We start from the raw sequence: 14,643 nt of genomic DNA on the forward strand, positions 1-14,643 counted from the left end.
ACATTTTCAATTTGGTGTAAGCTCTTTTAGACTATCTTCTGATTTGGTCTCATTAGCAATTACCTCTTGAATTCGGTTAGAAAACGGATTGCGCTTTAATTCTTTAATTAAGCGCTTTCTTTTTTTATCGGATATATCAAGTGAATCCAGTATTTCTCTAGTTCGAAATTGAAATGCTATTCTGCTTTGTTTTAATGCAATACGTTCAGAGACAGAAAGCACATAACCAGACTCAAACTGGGTAAGAAGTGTTCTTTTGTTAATTTTAGCATTTATTATTTCTGCATCTTGTGCAATAGTAGTGTTTATACTCAAAAAAAAGTATACGAAAACACCACCCAAAAAGGTTAGTTTTTTCATTTCAATAGTTGTTCTACTAGAAATGTAATACTATATTTTCTAATCTCAATAAATAGGTTATCAAAGGGTTATTAATCGATAGAACTAAACTGTTCATCCTTTTAAGGAAATTACAACTTTTATGAAATTATTCTTCATTTAAATCGTTGTTGATTATTGTTTTAAACTATAATTAAACTACACAACTAACATCTACCAACCATTAATAACATTATAATTAACAATCTATACTATTTCAAATTCGATAGCACTAACATTTAGTTTTATAGTTTTAATTATTTGAAAATTTAAAAGTGAAATTTACTATTATACAGGGTCTTAAATATTTTGGCTCCAAGACATAAACATTTCAATAAAATAAAATACTAAATGTCAAAATTCAATACCTTTACCTCTTCAAAATAATGATATGATAGTCTGGATTGTTTTCATTGCCTTTGTACTAATATTTCTTGCTTTAGACCTAGGTGTCTTTCATAAGCATGAGCATGTCATTAAATCGAAGGAGGCCGCAATCTGGACTGCAATCTGGGTCACCGTAGCATTTAGCTTTAGCGGCGTGATTTATTGGTTGTTCAATTCCAATATTATTGCTAACCCAACCGGATTAACACCCAACAATGCCGTCTTAAAATACATTACCGGTTACCTTATCGAATTATCATTAAGTGTCGATAATGTATTTGTCATTGCTGTAATATTCGGATCCTTTAAAATTCCGCCTATTTACCAGCATCGCGTATTATTTTGGGGAATTTTAGGAGCAATTGTTTTTAGAGCCTTAATGATTTTCTTCGGAGTTGCCTTAATCACCAAATTTGAATGGATCATCTATATTTTCGGTATCTTCTTATTGTATACTGCATTTAAAATGCTAAAAGGTGATGATGATGATTTTGACCCTAAGAACTCTTTTGTTTTTAAACAAATCAAGAAAATATACCCTGTTACATCAACCATGCACGGACATGATTTTTTTGTGAAACGAATGGGAGTCAATGCTGCTACCCCACTATTTGTAGCCCTAATTATTATTGAACTAACCGATATTCTATTTGCTTTAGATAGTATACCTGCCATATTAGCGATTACCGCAGACCCTTTTATTGTCTTTAGCTCTAACATTTTAGCCATATTAGGTTTGCGATCTATGTACTTTTTAATTTCTAGAATGTTAGAAAAATTTAGATACATCAACTATAGTCTAGTAGTCATATTGGCTTTTGTAGGTTTGAAAATGCTATTCTCACATTATTTAGAATTACCAGAATGGGTTTCATTAGCCGTTATCTCTATAGCCTTAGTTTCTGGTATTCTAGCTTCAACTCTTATTAAAGAGAAAGCATAGGAAACCGTTTATTTGTTTTCTAATTTGGTATCAATAATCGCCATGGCATCATTTACGGTTTGCATTTGGTCCATGTCATCATTTTCTAAACGAATATCAAAAGCATCTTCCACATCTAGAACGATGTCAACTAGGTTAGCGGAATTAATATTTAAGTCATTCATGAAATGACTATTCTGCTCAATGTCTGCAACAGTTACATCTTCAGGAAGGTAAACCTTAATAATATCCTTTAGTTTATTATATTTTTCTTCTTCTTGCATTTAATTTTAATTTTAATACCGAAAGGTATAATTATATGGATTTATGATAAGGTTGTCCTAGTACTTACGCTGAATACTCCTTAAAAATAACACACGCATTCACATCACCAAAGCCGAAACTTGCTTTAGCTATTATTTTAGGTTTATGGGGAACTGTTTTTCTAGGAATACGCTCATCTGAAATTAATGACTGTATTTCAGGGTGTATATCATCACAATTTATATTCTTAAATACCACTTGTTCTTTAAATTGCAATATGGTTGCGACGCTCTCAATACTACCTGCTGCAGCCAAACAATGGCCAATAGAGCCTTTAAAGGAATTAATATATGGAAAATCCTCGCCTTTACGGTCTAACGCTTTACTCCAATTTTCTATCTCCAAGGCATCTTTCGCCGTTGCGGTCAAATGCCCATTTATAACATCAACCTCAGAAGCTTCAATTCCTGCATTGAGTACAGCATAGCGAATACAACGTTGCACTGCCACACTATTAGGTGCCGTCATTGATCCTTCTCCTAACTGTCCGCCACTATTAATTTCTCCACCTAAAACTTCGGCATAGATATGTGCACCTCTCTTCTGTGCACTTTCCAAAGATTCAAGAACTAAAGACCCTGCCCCACTTCCAGGTATAAATCCATTAGCTGTAGCACTCATTGGTCTACTGGCTTGGGAAGGATTATCATTATATCCTCTTGGTAAAATACGCATGGCATCAAATCCGCCCCATACATACGGACCGCTATCACTACAGCTTCCTGTAAGCATAATCTCTGCTTTTCCTTGACTAATACGCTCAAAAGCCATAATAATACCTTCTGTACCTGTGGTACACGCAGCAGAATTGGTTGTAACTTGATTACCGCAACCCAACAATCCGCCCAAATAGGCACTTATACCACTGGCCATGGTTTGTATGACCGAGGTGCTACCGAGTCTTCGTACATTGCCCTCATCTATAAGATGAATAGCTTCTCTAAATTTATCTACACCTAAAATACCTGTACCGAAAATGATACCTCTGTCCCAACTAGGTTCATCTGTACTGTTCTTTTCTAAACCTGCATCTTTCCATGCATCTATGCCCGCGATAACTCCGTATACGATTCCCGTGGCATTCAACCCCCTTCTTTCAAGCGGTGTAAAATAAGTGTCTATCAGATTATCTTTCACTAAAGGTTCTCCAGCAATTTGACAACCAAAACCTAATTTCTCTAAAATAGGTTGGTGACGAATGCCACTTTTACCTTCTAAAAGGGATTGAGTGAAATCGGTAAGACCAACACCATTGGGTGCACACACCCCCAACCCAGTTATTACTACGCGCCTACTCATTGCTTATACCAATCATGCCTGCCAATGTACCCTTGCAGACTAGTTTATTATCCTCGTTATACATTTTTACGACGCATTTTAATTTATGAAATCGGAAGTACACCAGCTCAGATATTACACGAACACGTTCTCCGGGAAAAACAGGAAGCAAAAATTCCATTTGAGAACTACTCATTCCGATTTTGAGGTTTTCTAATCTACTTTCTTCTTCTAAAAGATAAATACCTAAACTGACAAGACCAATTTGTGCACAGCACTCTGTTAATAATACTCCCGGTGTTACTGGATTATTCTTAAAATGACCATCATAAAATGCAGCATCAGGTTTAAACGCATAAGTTCCTTCTGCACTTTTCTCATTTACCTTTAAAATCTCATCAACAAACAAAAAAGGCTCCGCGTATGGCAATCTATTCAATATCCACTGAAATGTATTTTTTGTCATAGATTATAGCTTAAATCAAACTTTCTCCACCATCTACCTTGATTACGGTACCAGTAATCCATTTTGCTTCCTCAGTTGTCAGTAAATAAACCGCATTTGCAACATCTTCAGGAGTTGTCAATCGATTATTCGGATTCCTTTTTAATGCATTCTCTTTAATTTGCTCATAACCCGGAATCATGGATAAAGACTTGGTCATTGTAATACCTGCCTGTATGCAATTCGCTTTTATACCTATTGGCGCAAATTCCAAAGCAATACTACGTGTCAATGCTTCTAAAGCTACTTTTGCCACAGAAACAGCACTATAATTTGGTAATGCCTTGGTATTACCCTCACTTGTAAAAGAAATTATTCGAGTGTCTGAGGCAAATAACCCCGATTCGACCAATGCCTTTGTCCAATCATATAAACTCAGTGCCATGGCATCGAATGTAATTCTGAAATCAGTATCGGTAAGGGTTGGTTTATTTTCAGAATACATAGGTTTTAAGGTTCCTTTTGCGACACTATGTACCAATATTTTAATTTTATGTCCTTCTGGTAATTGGTGTTCTATATCAGAAATAATAACTGAACGCTTTTCTGCATTTAAGGCATCGGCATTCAATGCTCTAAATTGATTTCCAAAAGCGCGAATTTCATTGAATGAAGTTTCTATCTCATCCATATTAGAACGTCTATCTCTATGAACAATTATGATGTGATACCCTTGACTGGCTAATTTCTTTGCTGTCGCAAGACCGAGTCCGCTGCTACCTCCTAAAATTAAAGCCCAATGATTAGCATCCATATATCTCGTTATTTTTCAAATTTACCATTCAATAAGAACTCGTTGTGCTGAGAAACCGGGTCCAAAACTTAAAATGAGTCCTTGCTCTCCTGTTGGTATATCTTTTTCTAAAAAACGCTCTAAAACGTAAAGAACGGTGGCGCTACTCATATTTCCGTACAACCGTAGCACTTCACGTGTATCATCTATATTCTTACCTAAAGCCCCAAATAGAGACTCCACTGTTTGTACAATTTTTTTACCTCCGGGATGAAAAATTAAATGATCGACCTTATGAATATCACTTCCGTATTTTTCTAAAAATGGGTGAACAATATCGGAGAAATGATTGGATATGGTTTCAGGAACCGCTGGGTCTAAAATCATCTTTAAACCATGATTAGTTAAATCGAAACCCATCATTTCAGTAGCATCTTTAAAATGATACATTTCCTCTCCAACAATCTTTGGTCCTACAGCATCTTCCTCAGAAGACAACAGAACACATGCAGCCCCATCACCGAAAATCGCTGCGCTGACCATATTAGCCATGGAATAATCATTAAGCTGAAATGTGGCAGTCGGACTCTCAACAGAAACCAACGCAATTCGCTTACCCGGATTTGACTTAAGAAAATTATGGGCATATATGAGTCCAGATACTCCTGCAGCACAACCCATTTCTGTCACGGGAAGCCGAACTATATCTTGGCGCATATTAAGCTCATTAATTAAATAAGCATCTAACGAGGGAATCATAATTCCCGTACAACTTACGGTTATAATGTAGTCAATAGAATCAGCCTGCCAATTGCTTTTTTTAAGTGCGTTACGTAGCACATTAGCGCCCATACGTTTTGCTTCCCTAACGTAAATATTATTTTTATCCTCAAAAGTAGTGGCTATAAAAACTTCTTCTGGAGGCATTATAGAATAACGTTTATCTACGGCTGCCCCTTCAAAAATCTTAATCACCTTACGGGTAAATCGTTCTTCTTGTCCACTTAACCAAAATTCAACCAAGGGCAGTATATCCTTTGTATCTCTAAAATATTCAGGTAACTCTTTGGTGACACTAACAATTCTTGTTTGATTCATAACTATTCTTAATCTTCAATCTACTACTTCTTTTTTAAAACCCATACATATCTAAAGGCCCATTTCCATTGTATATCATGTGATGCACTTTTTACTTGGGCCGCATACTCTAATAAATCCTTCTTTTTAAAAGCCCTTTGAATGGATAATAATCCGTCTTTCTTGGCGATGACAGTTTTTATAAAGAAGAAACTAAAAGCCTTGAACAAATAATAAGCAAGCGGATTACGGTCTAAATCATTTATTACTACTCCTAATGCGGCAAGGGTATTAAACTGATTTACAAATTTAACCACTCCTTCATCTGAAAAATGATGTAAGGTCAATGTGGTCATTACCACATCAATATTCCATTTAGAAAAATCTGTGGTTAGAATGTCAGCTTCTAAAAAGGTTATTTCAGGATATTCAGTAGAATAGTATGTCGCTAATTCTAGTCCTTGCTTATTAAGGTCTACTCCTATCAAATTGAGCTTGATATTACGTTTTCTTGCCTCCGTCGCCAACTTTCTAAGCATGGTTCCTTCAGCACAACCCATATCTAAAATCGTATACGATTCTTTATCTTCTATTTTAAGTAGCTTAAAAACAGTATTTAAGGTAATCTCATAACCACCTAACAACCTATTTACCCTATTGATGTCTTGAAGTATGATATCCAATTCCTTAGTAGTCCCGGAATAGGTATCCATAATCTCAACTTCAGTACTTCGGTGTGTAAAATCTACCATTATGATATCAGTTCTCCATGTGTTTTACTAATAATATATTTCAGCAATGTTTTTGACTTTCCGATGGTATGAATACCCATAGTAACCATTGATTTATTCAATAAGATACGCTGCAATTTTCTACCGAACCACAATCTATTGCTAAATGTTTTAGACCATCTTTTTTTATACTCCACCTCTAATTGATGACGTTCATAATTAGAATCATTTAAGAATCGCAATACTAATTCTGATGCAATTTTTGCACTGTGTATAGCCATGGCCATACCATTGCCACAAAGAGGATGAATAAGGCCGGCTGTATCACCGCACATCAACATATGATCAACAACAGCATCTTTCTTATCAAAAGATATTTGTGCGATGGTCATGGGCTGTGAAAAAAGTGGTTTTGCATTTGATAAAAAAGTATGGAGAAATGGGTTTTTTGCCACTACTTGGTTGTTAAAAGCGGTAATGTCCTTATATTTTTTAAAGGTTTCATAATGTGCGAGATAACAGAAATTAACAGCTCCCGTTTCCGTTTTAGAAAGTCCGCCATATCCTCCATCAAAATTATGTAAGCCCACTAATTGCTCAGGAAAATCATCTATTTGATAATGTGCCTTAACTGCCAACCACGAGTTCTTTTTAAGGCTGAATTTCCGTTCCATGTTTTTATCTAATATAGAACGCTTACCGTAAGCCCCAAAAGCAATTTTAGAAGTATAATTATGGGTAATAGTAGATATTATAAAGGCACCGTCTTTAAACACAGTACGAATTACTTTTTCAAAATAAAAAATAACTCCCAATTCCTTTGCGCGATGGTACAGCATATTATCTAAAGCGTATCTGCTTATACCAAAACCGCCAAGGGGTAACTCGATTTCTACCAAATATCCTTTATGCGTAGAAATTTGAAATTGTGAAATGTTTGTAGCACCAACAGCATTAGGGTTCACCCCCAACCTATTTAAATAAGGTTCTATCTCTTTAGAAACATATTCACCGCACACCTTATGATGAGGATATTCATTCATTTCAAAAACTGCAATATCCTTACCTTCCAGAGCTAAATGAATAGCCGCAGTAAGACCTGCTAAACCACCCCCTATAATAAGTACATCGTGTTCTTTCACTTACGGAAAGTTACATCAATTACAAAAAAAACCCTGCAAATGCAGGGTTTTAATTTAACTCATTACCAAAAAATAGTTTCTATTAATTAGTCTGTGTCTGTGCTTCTTGTTTTAATGCCTCACTAGCAACAATTGCCAATTCAACTCTTCTATTTTTTGCTTTACCGTCTGTAGTTGTGTTATCACCTACTGGTTGCGTTTCGCCATACCATTTGGTATCGAAACGATTCGAAGCAATACCTTTACTAATTAAATAATTAGTAACCGACTCCGCTCTTTGCTTTGATAAATTCAGATTGTATTCATCGGCACCTGCACTATCAGTATGACCTTCAACTAAAACATTTGAATTTGGATATTCTTTAAATATACCAGCCAATTTGTCTAATGTAGTAGCAGAAGTACCTTGAACATTCGATTTATTAGTAGCGAAATAAACACCAGCATCTTCATTGAACGTAACATTGATACCTTCACCAACTCTTTTTACTTCTGCACCAGGAATTTCTTCTTCGATACGTTCAGCCTGACGGTCCATTTTATTACCAATATAACCACCAGCGGCACCACCTATAGCAGCACCTAAAATTGCACCAAGTGCAGTATTATTACCACTACCGACGTTATTACCCAAAACGCCACCAATCACGGCACCACCTGCAGCACCTATAACAGCACCTTTTTGAGTTTTATTTGCGTTTTTAACCGTACTACAGCTCATTACCATGGCAAGAGCGATTATGTAACTAGTTTTACGTATTATCATTGTTTTCATAAACTTAAATTTAATTTTAAAGTAGATTATTATTTTTTACTGAATTCATATACTACGTTTACCGCAGTACCATCTACCATAACGTTAGATTTCAAGATCATTGCGTATTCAGTTAAAGTTTCAATATTTAAACGGTATCCCGCCCCACCAGAAATATCCTGATTTTTTTCATTGATAAATTTAAACTGTAATTGACTTGTATAATTCTCTTCACGCTCTACAACAGACCATCTAATGAAACGGTCTCCACCATTACATAAGGTTGACGGACTAATAGTATATCTACCCGTACTGTTATTGTCACGAAAGAACCACTCACTGCCTTCAAGGCAAATATCTTCTACATCATTAAATAAAACTGCTTTTACATTACCAGTATTGCCTTCAAAAGCTACATTGTTCAATGTCCAAGTTCCGCTTAATAAGTTTCTTTTTCCACGTGCATCTTTTGACACAGAACAAGAGGATGCTAAAAGAACAATACTAAATAGCCAAATCATTTTTTTCATAAGTAAATTTATTAGGTTTGATTTTATATACGTTAATTCTTACTTTTTGGATGGATTAACATCCATTTCATTCCAATCTATAACGCAAAGATGCGCTTAAAGTATATGGGCTATTGGCTCTTTTAACAAATATGTTAACGGAAACACCTAATAGGCAATTAGTTCTAATAAGGAAGATTCAAATCTAGATTTAGAAAGATATTGTTGTTCTAATAGTGAATTAAACGGTATTGGGGTCTCCAAACTACCAACTCTTCTAATAGGTCCGTCCAAATATTCAAAACAATTTTCCATTACTAAGGCTGAAATATCACTGGCGATACCTCCAAATAAACTATCTTCTTGCAGTATGATAAGTTTACCGGTCTTTTTAACAGATTCATAAATTGCTTCAATATCTAGTGGTTGCAAAGTTCGCAAGTCCAATAAATCGGCGTTAATGTTAGAATTATTGTCCAATGTTTCCAATGCCCAATGAACACCTGCTCCATAAGTTACTATGGTAACTATAGAACCTTCACGAAGAAGACCTGCCTTACCAAAGGGTAATGTATAATAATTAACAGGTACTTCTTGATACATACTTCTATACAATCCTTTATGCTCAAAAAATAGTACAGGGTTAGGGTCTTCTATTGCAGTTGCTAATAAACCCTTTGCATCGTAAGGAAAAGCTGGGTATACCACTTTTAACCCAGGAGTCTTGGTAAACCAAGCTTCATTAGTTTGAGAATGAAACGGACCCGCCGCTACCCCGCCGCCGCATGGCATACGTATAACAACATCTGCCTTTTCACCCCAACGGTAAAAACTTTTGGCCAAATAATTCACTATAGGATTAAAGCCGCTACTTGCAAAATCAGCAAATTGCATTTCCATGACTGCTTTCATTCCATTTATTGACAACCCCATTGCAGCCGATACAATTGCCGATTCACATATTGGAGTATTACGTACACGTTCCTTACCAAAGTCGTCAATAAAACCTTCTGTTATTTTAAAGACTCCACCATACTCAGCAACATCCTGACCCATAATTACAAGGTTGTTATATTTCTTCATCGACAGTCGTAAACCGTCTGAAATGGCATCAACTAACCTTATATTTGTAGTATGTATACTCGGAGCAACTTCTTTGTAATCAAATTTTTGATATACCTCACTTAATTCTTTACTTTCATTAGGTATAATTGACTCTTCTGAATAAGCTATTTGTAAATGTTCATCGATTTCAGCTTGAATTTCAGCTCTGACCGTATTAATGATATCGTCTGTAAGTATTTTTTCTTCCTTTAAAAATGAGATGAAATTTTCCAAGGGATCCTTCTCTGCCCAAGCCTCTAAAAGTTCCTGTGGCACATATTTAGTTCCACTTGCTTCCTCATGCCCGCGCATACGAAAGGTTTTAAACTCTAGTAAAACCGGTCGTGGATTATTTCGCATATCCTCCATTAATTCAGACACCTTTGTATACACCTCTAAAATATTATTACCATCAATAATATGAGATTCCATACCATAACCCTTTCCTTTATCGACCAGGTTTTCACACTTAAATTGTTCGTTGGTAGGAGTAGATAAACCATATCCATTATTTTCGATACAAAACAGAACAGGCAAATCCCAAACCGCAGCAACATTTAAAGCTTCATGAAAATCACCTTCACTAGTGGCTCCTTCACCCGTAAACACAGCGGTTACTCTTTTCTCACTTCGTAATTTATGAGCAAGGGCAATACCATCTGCTACGCCTAATTGCGGTCCTAAGTGTGAAATCATTCCTATGATTTTGAATTCTTGCGTACCGAAGTGAAAACTTCGATCGCGCCCTTGTGTAAAACCACTTGCTTTGCCCTGCCATTGTGTAAAAAGGCGATACAGTGGTATATCTCTAGTGGTGAATACCCCTAAATTTCTATGCATTGGCAAAATATACTCATCATTATTTAAAGCACTGGTTACCCCTACCGAAATAGCTTCTTGCCCAATACCACTAAACCATTTAGAGACTTTACCCTGTCGTAAAAGAATCAACATCTTTTCCTCTATCATACGGGGTTTTAGCATTGATCTAAAAAGGGTTACCTTAATATCCTCAGTTACTTGAAATTGATTATAATCCATAAAGGCGATGTATTTTGCTAATAAAATATAAATGTAACAAAAATGCATTCATCAAGTAACATTTATAACACTGCTTGTAAATCCGTAATAATTATTAATTTTACATAAAATCCATAATATTATGAGCTTGGTACCTAGTGTTGATTTGTCAGATTTTATTTCGGATGATCCAAAAAGAAAACAAAAGTTTATTGATGAAATTGGTAAAGCCTTTGAAGAAATTGGATTCGTAGCCTTAGGCGGACATTTTCTATCAGATGAATTGGTTGATTCTTTATACTCGGAAATTAAAGAGTTCTTTGATTTACCTGAAGATGTAAAAGATGGTTATCAAATAGAAGGTATTGGAGGTCAACGTGGATATACTTCATTTGGAAAAGAACATGCCAAAGGAAGAAAAGAAGGTGATTTAAAAGAATTCTGGCATTTCGGACAGTATGTAAAAGACAATGCTGAATTAGAAAAAGAATACCCAGATAATGTTATTGTAAAAGAACTGCCAAAATTTAACACAGTTGGCGAAGAGACGTATAAAATGCTAGAAAAAACAGCAAAATATGTCTTACGTGCGTTGGCGTTACATTTAAATTTGGATGAATTCTACTTCGACGATTTCATTAAGAATGGTAATTCAATTCTTCGCCCAATACATTACCCACCGATTACCTCAGAGCCTAAAAACGCTGTGAGAGCTGCAGCACATGGTGATATTAACCTCATTACCTTATTGATGGGCGCTCATGGTAAAGGACTACAAGTTAAAAATCATGAAGGGGAATGGGTCGATGCTATTGCCAAGCCTGATCAATTGATGATTAATGTAGGCGATATGCTTTCGCGTTTAACCAATAACAAGTTATTATCTACCATACATCAAGTAGTAAACCCGCCAAAAGAGCTTTGGGGAACTTCAAGATATTCTGTTCCGTTTTTCATGCATCCGGTAAGTGAAATGCCCCTTAATTGTTTAGAAAACTGTATTGATGAGGAGCATCCTAAATTATATACCGATATTACTGCAGGCGAATTTCTGCATGAGCGCTTAATTGAATTAGGATTGATAAAAAAGTAGTCGGAAACCTAAATAATTTAAGTAGGAATTTTCCGTTCTATTTCTTTTAAATAAATCCTTCATGAAAAATTCCTACTTAAATTACACTATTTTCTTTCTGTTTTTAATTTCCACATGTACATCAACTTTTGGACAAATAACCTTTGAAAAGGGCTATTTTATTGACAATAGCGGTCAAAAGACCGACTGTCTTATTAAAAATATAGATTGGAAAAACAACCCAACCTCTTTCCAATATAAAACAACAACTTTAGGCGGAATTAGCACAAGGAATATTTTAAGTATTAAAGAATTTAGGGTCGATAAAGGCTTTAAATATATTAGAGCAAACGTAAATATCAATAGGTCTTCTAACAAAGTTTCAGAATTAGATGGCTCAAGAGATGTTAATTTCGATAAAGAACAATTATTTTTAAAAGAACTCGTTTTTGGATCGGCTAATTTATATCATTATGAAGATGGCAATTTAAATCGGTTTTTTTATTCTATTAATAATGAAGAACCTCTTCAATTAGTTTACAAAAGGTATAAAAAAGAGAATATTCATGTTGCGGAAAACAATGAGTTTAGGCAACAAATATTGAATTTATTAATATGTGATGATGTCGTAGATAGTCGTATAAAAAATTTATCTTACGACGAGAAATCATTGAAGAAAATATTTGATGATTATAATTCATGTAATGACCCCTCTAACTATATTGTGACTGCCTCAACAAATAAAATTAAATTAAATTTTAAGATTAGGCCTAGATTAAACAACACTTCTTATGAAGTTAAATCAACCGGAGCTCAAGCATTTAATGCGAATTTCGGAGCACAAAACAGTGTAAGTGTTGGAACTGAAATAGAAGCAATTTTACCTTTCAATAAAAATAAATGGTCAATTATAATTGAGCCAACATATCAAAAGTATTCAAATGAAACCACATCACAAACCACAACCAATTTTAATAGTGTAACATATAATGCAGAGGTAAAATACTCTTCTATTGAACTACCTATTGGGATAAGACATTATATTTTTTTATCTAAATCAGTAAAAGTTTTTTTAAATGCTTCGATTTTGGCAGATCTCCCCTTTAATTCTAGCCTTACTTATCCAAATATTAATATAATTAAACCTAGAATTGAATTTGGATTAAATATTAGCCCAGCTTTGGGATTTGGAATAGATATATCTAATAAATATAGTATTGAGGCACGATATCTTGGAAAAAGAGAAGTATTCGCAAATGTGACTGACGATGATTTATCTTCTGAATTTGGCGGGTTTTCATTAATTTTAGGGTATTCACTTTTTTAATTTAAACTCATGGACCTACAAGACCAACTAAAGAATCTTTTTCCTGATCATGAATCAAAGGAAATTCCATCAGAAAAAGAACCTGAAAATAAAATTTGGTTACAAGATGACCCTATCATATGCAAGTATGAAAAACGGAAGGGAAAACCCATTACTATTTTAGAAGGGTACACTGGTGCTGATGAAGATTTTAAGAAGTTGGCCAAAGAATTAAAGACTAAACTAAGTGTTGGAGGTAGTTTTAAAGATGATAGAATCATAATTCAAGGCGATTATCGCGATAAAATCATGGTTATTTTGCAGGATAAAGGCTTTAAGGTTAAGCGTGTTGGAGGGTAAGACAAACAAATCTTCTATATTTAAACTTCCATTTGTTTTCTGTTAAATTATTTTATAACGTTGTTATAAGTATTATTTTTAAACCAATCAAACTAAATTAAGCTGGTATGAGTTCTCTTTTACACATTACCAATGGGGATAATTTTACCCAACGTCTCCAGAAATTAAACCTCGAAGGCGATGTTATCACATGGAATGAGATGCTATGTGAAGGCAAAACTCTACCCACCGTAGGAACTGAATCGTTCTGGAAGGCAAGGTTCGAATTTTTACATAAAAACTATAAGGTTTCAAAATCTTGGTTTATTGAAAAAACCTTGAAAGAATATCGATCTCTATGTAGCCACAAGCAACAAGACCATATCGTATTATGGTTTGAATACGACTTATTCTGTCAAGTGAACATGTTAGCGGTAATTAGCTGGTTACTGACACATCGAAAATACGCTCAAATTTCATTAGTTTGTAGTGGTAAAGAAGATGATTCGGATAAATTATATAGCCTTAACGAGCTTACGGACGAACAGTTATTGAATCTTTACAATAAGAAAAAAATATTAACACAAGACGATGCTGAGTATGCCGACTATGTTTGGCAGTTATATTGTAGTAATAACCCTATTCGTTTAGAGAATTTAACCGATTTTAAAGATTATCAGTTTGATTATTTAGGTGATGCCGTCAAATCTCATTTAAAAAGGTTTCCAAGTATTTCTAACGGTCTTAATGACATGGAAAATACAATACTACGATTAGCTTTGAATGAAAAACCTAAATCGAAAAAGGAATTTATGGAGGTTATTCTTAAAAATCAAGGAAACTTAGGTTTTGCCGATACACAATACGATAGAGCAATAACCCGCCTAAAACCTTTGATTACAAGTTTAAACCCTGTTCGTTTATCCAAAAAGGGAAAAGAAATATTAGAAGGCAAAACCAGTTATTATTCCTGTATTCAGGATAATGATGTGTATTTAGGAGGTGCATTAAAATACAATTTTCTTTACAACACCGAATCTAACCGAATTTTAAAGTTATAGC

General features: G+C 34.7%; 16 protein-coding genes. 5 read left to right on the forward strand and 11 right to left on the reverse strand.

Going from position 1 to position 14,643, the window contains the following annotated elements:
• Window positions 1-6: 6 nt before the first annotated feature.
• Window positions 7-360 (reverse strand): hypothetical protein, encoded by a 354-nt coding sequence (locus AAC084_RS04140; RefSeq protein ID WP_339837299.1) that lies wholly within the window; start codon window positions 358-360, stop codon window positions 7-9.
• A 409-nt stretch (window positions 361-769) separates the two neighbouring features.
• Between AAC084_RS04140 and AAC084_RS04145 the strand changes: the two genes are divergently transcribed.
• Window positions 770-1,708 (forward strand): TerC family protein, encoded by a 939-nt coding sequence (locus tag AAC084_RS04145; RefSeq protein ID WP_339837302.1) that lies wholly within the window; start codon window positions 770-772, stop codon window positions 1,706-1,708.
• 8 nt (window positions 1,709-1,716) lie between these two features.
• Here AAC084_RS04145 and AAC084_RS04150 read toward each other — a convergent pair whose 3' ends face one another.
• The 10 genes from AAC084_RS04150 to AAC084_RS04195 all read right to left on the reverse strand — a co-directional run bounded on the left by AAC084_RS04150 (window position 1,717) and on the right by AAC084_RS04195 (window position 10,885).
• On the reverse strand, window positions 1,717-1,971 hold the full coding sequence (locus AAC084_RS04150; protein WP_339837306.1) for a phosphopantetheine-binding protein: 255 nt from the start codon (window positions 1,969-1,971) through the stop codon (window positions 1,717-1,719).
• A 64-nt stretch (window positions 1,972-2,035) separates the two neighbouring features.
• Window positions 2,036-3,310, reverse strand: a complete 1,275-nt coding sequence (locus AAC084_RS04155; RefSeq protein WP_339837308.1) for a beta-ketoacyl-[acyl-carrier-protein] synthase family protein — start codon at window positions 3,308-3,310, stop codon at window positions 2,036-2,038.
• Window positions 3,303-3,755 carry a FabA/FabZ family ACP-dehydratase gene (locus tag AAC084_RS04160; protein WP_339837310.1) on the reverse strand — a complete coding sequence of 151 codons (453 nt, stop codon included), beginning with the start codon at window positions 3,753-3,755 and terminating at the stop codon, window positions 3,303-3,305. Before AAC084_RS04160 ends, AAC084_RS04155 begins: the two co-directional genes overlap by 8 nt.
• Window positions 3,756-3,765: 10 nt before the next feature.
• Window positions 3,766-4,548, reverse strand: coding sequence for an SDR family oxidoreductase (locus tag AAC084_RS04165; RefSeq protein ID WP_339837312.1), 783 nt, complete (start codon window positions 4,546-4,548; stop codon window positions 3,766-3,768).
• A gap of 21 nt (window positions 4,549-4,569) precedes the next feature.
• Window positions 4,570-5,625: a type III polyketide synthase gene (locus AAC084_RS04170; RefSeq protein WP_339837314.1), complete on the reverse strand. Its 1,056-nt coding sequence runs from the start codon at window positions 5,623-5,625 to the stop codon at window positions 4,570-4,572.
• Window positions 5,626-5,648: 23 nt separating this feature from the next.
• Window positions 5,649-6,356: a methyltransferase domain-containing protein gene (locus AAC084_RS04175; protein ID WP_339837316.1), complete on the reverse strand. Its 708-nt coding sequence runs from the start codon at window positions 6,354-6,356 to the stop codon at window positions 5,649-5,651.
• Window positions 6,356-7,477 carry an NAD(P)/FAD-dependent oxidoreductase gene (locus AAC084_RS04180; RefSeq protein ID WP_339837318.1) on the reverse strand — a complete coding sequence of 374 codons (1,122 nt, stop codon included), beginning with the start codon at window positions 7,475-7,477 and terminating at the stop codon, window positions 6,356-6,358. The genes AAC084_RS04175 and AAC084_RS04180 overlap by 1 nt, the downstream gene beginning before the upstream one ends.
• Window positions 7,478-7,559: 82 nt before the next feature.
• Window positions 7,560-8,252, reverse strand: a complete 693-nt coding sequence (locus AAC084_RS04185) for an OmpA family protein (RefSeq protein ID WP_339837320.1) — start codon at window positions 8,250-8,252, stop codon at window positions 7,560-7,562.
• Window positions 8,253-8,281: 29 nt separating this feature from the next.
• Window positions 8,282-8,761 (reverse strand): hypothetical protein, encoded by a 480-nt coding sequence (locus AAC084_RS04190; RefSeq protein WP_339837322.1) that lies wholly within the window; start codon window positions 8,759-8,761, stop codon window positions 8,282-8,284.
• 147 nt (window positions 8,762-8,908) lie between these two features.
• Window positions 8,909-10,885: a dehydrogenase E1 component subunit alpha/beta gene (locus AAC084_RS04195; protein ID WP_339837324.1), complete on the reverse strand. Its 1,977-nt coding sequence runs from the start codon at window positions 10,883-10,885 to the stop codon at window positions 8,909-8,911.
• A gap of 121 nt (window positions 10,886-11,006) precedes the next feature.
• Here AAC084_RS04195 and AAC084_RS04200 point away from each other — a divergent pair, with 121 nt between their 5' ends.
• The 4 genes from AAC084_RS04200 (at window position 11,007) to AAC084_RS04215 (ending at window position 14,642) form a co-directional block, all read left to right on the forward strand.
• A complete protein-coding gene (locus AAC084_RS04200) occupies window positions 11,007-11,957 on the forward strand; it encodes a 2-oxoglutarate and iron-dependent oxygenase domain-containing protein (RefSeq protein WP_339837327.1) in 951 nt (316 codons plus the stop codon).
• 61 nt (window positions 11,958-12,018) lie between these two features.
• Window positions 12,019-13,263, forward strand: coding sequence for an outer membrane beta-barrel protein (locus AAC084_RS04205; RefSeq protein ID WP_339837331.1), 1,245 nt, complete (start codon window positions 12,019-12,021; stop codon window positions 13,261-13,263).
• 9 nt (window positions 13,264-13,272) lie between these two features.
• On the forward strand, window positions 13,273-13,602 hold the full coding sequence (locus AAC084_RS04210; RefSeq protein WP_339837333.1) for a translation initiation factor: 330 nt from the start codon (window positions 13,273-13,275) through the stop codon (window positions 13,600-13,602).
• 107 nt (window positions 13,603-13,709) lie between these two features.
• A complete protein-coding gene (locus AAC084_RS04215) occupies window positions 13,710-14,642 on the forward strand; it encodes a DUF1835 domain-containing protein (protein ID WP_339837336.1) in 933 nt (310 codons plus the stop codon).
• Window position 14,643 lies beyond the last annotated feature (1 nt).

The organism is uncultured Maribacter sp., from assembly GCF_963977385.1.
Classification (GTDB): Bacteria; Bacteroidota; Bacteroidia; order Flavobacteriales; family Flavobacteriaceae; genus Maribacter.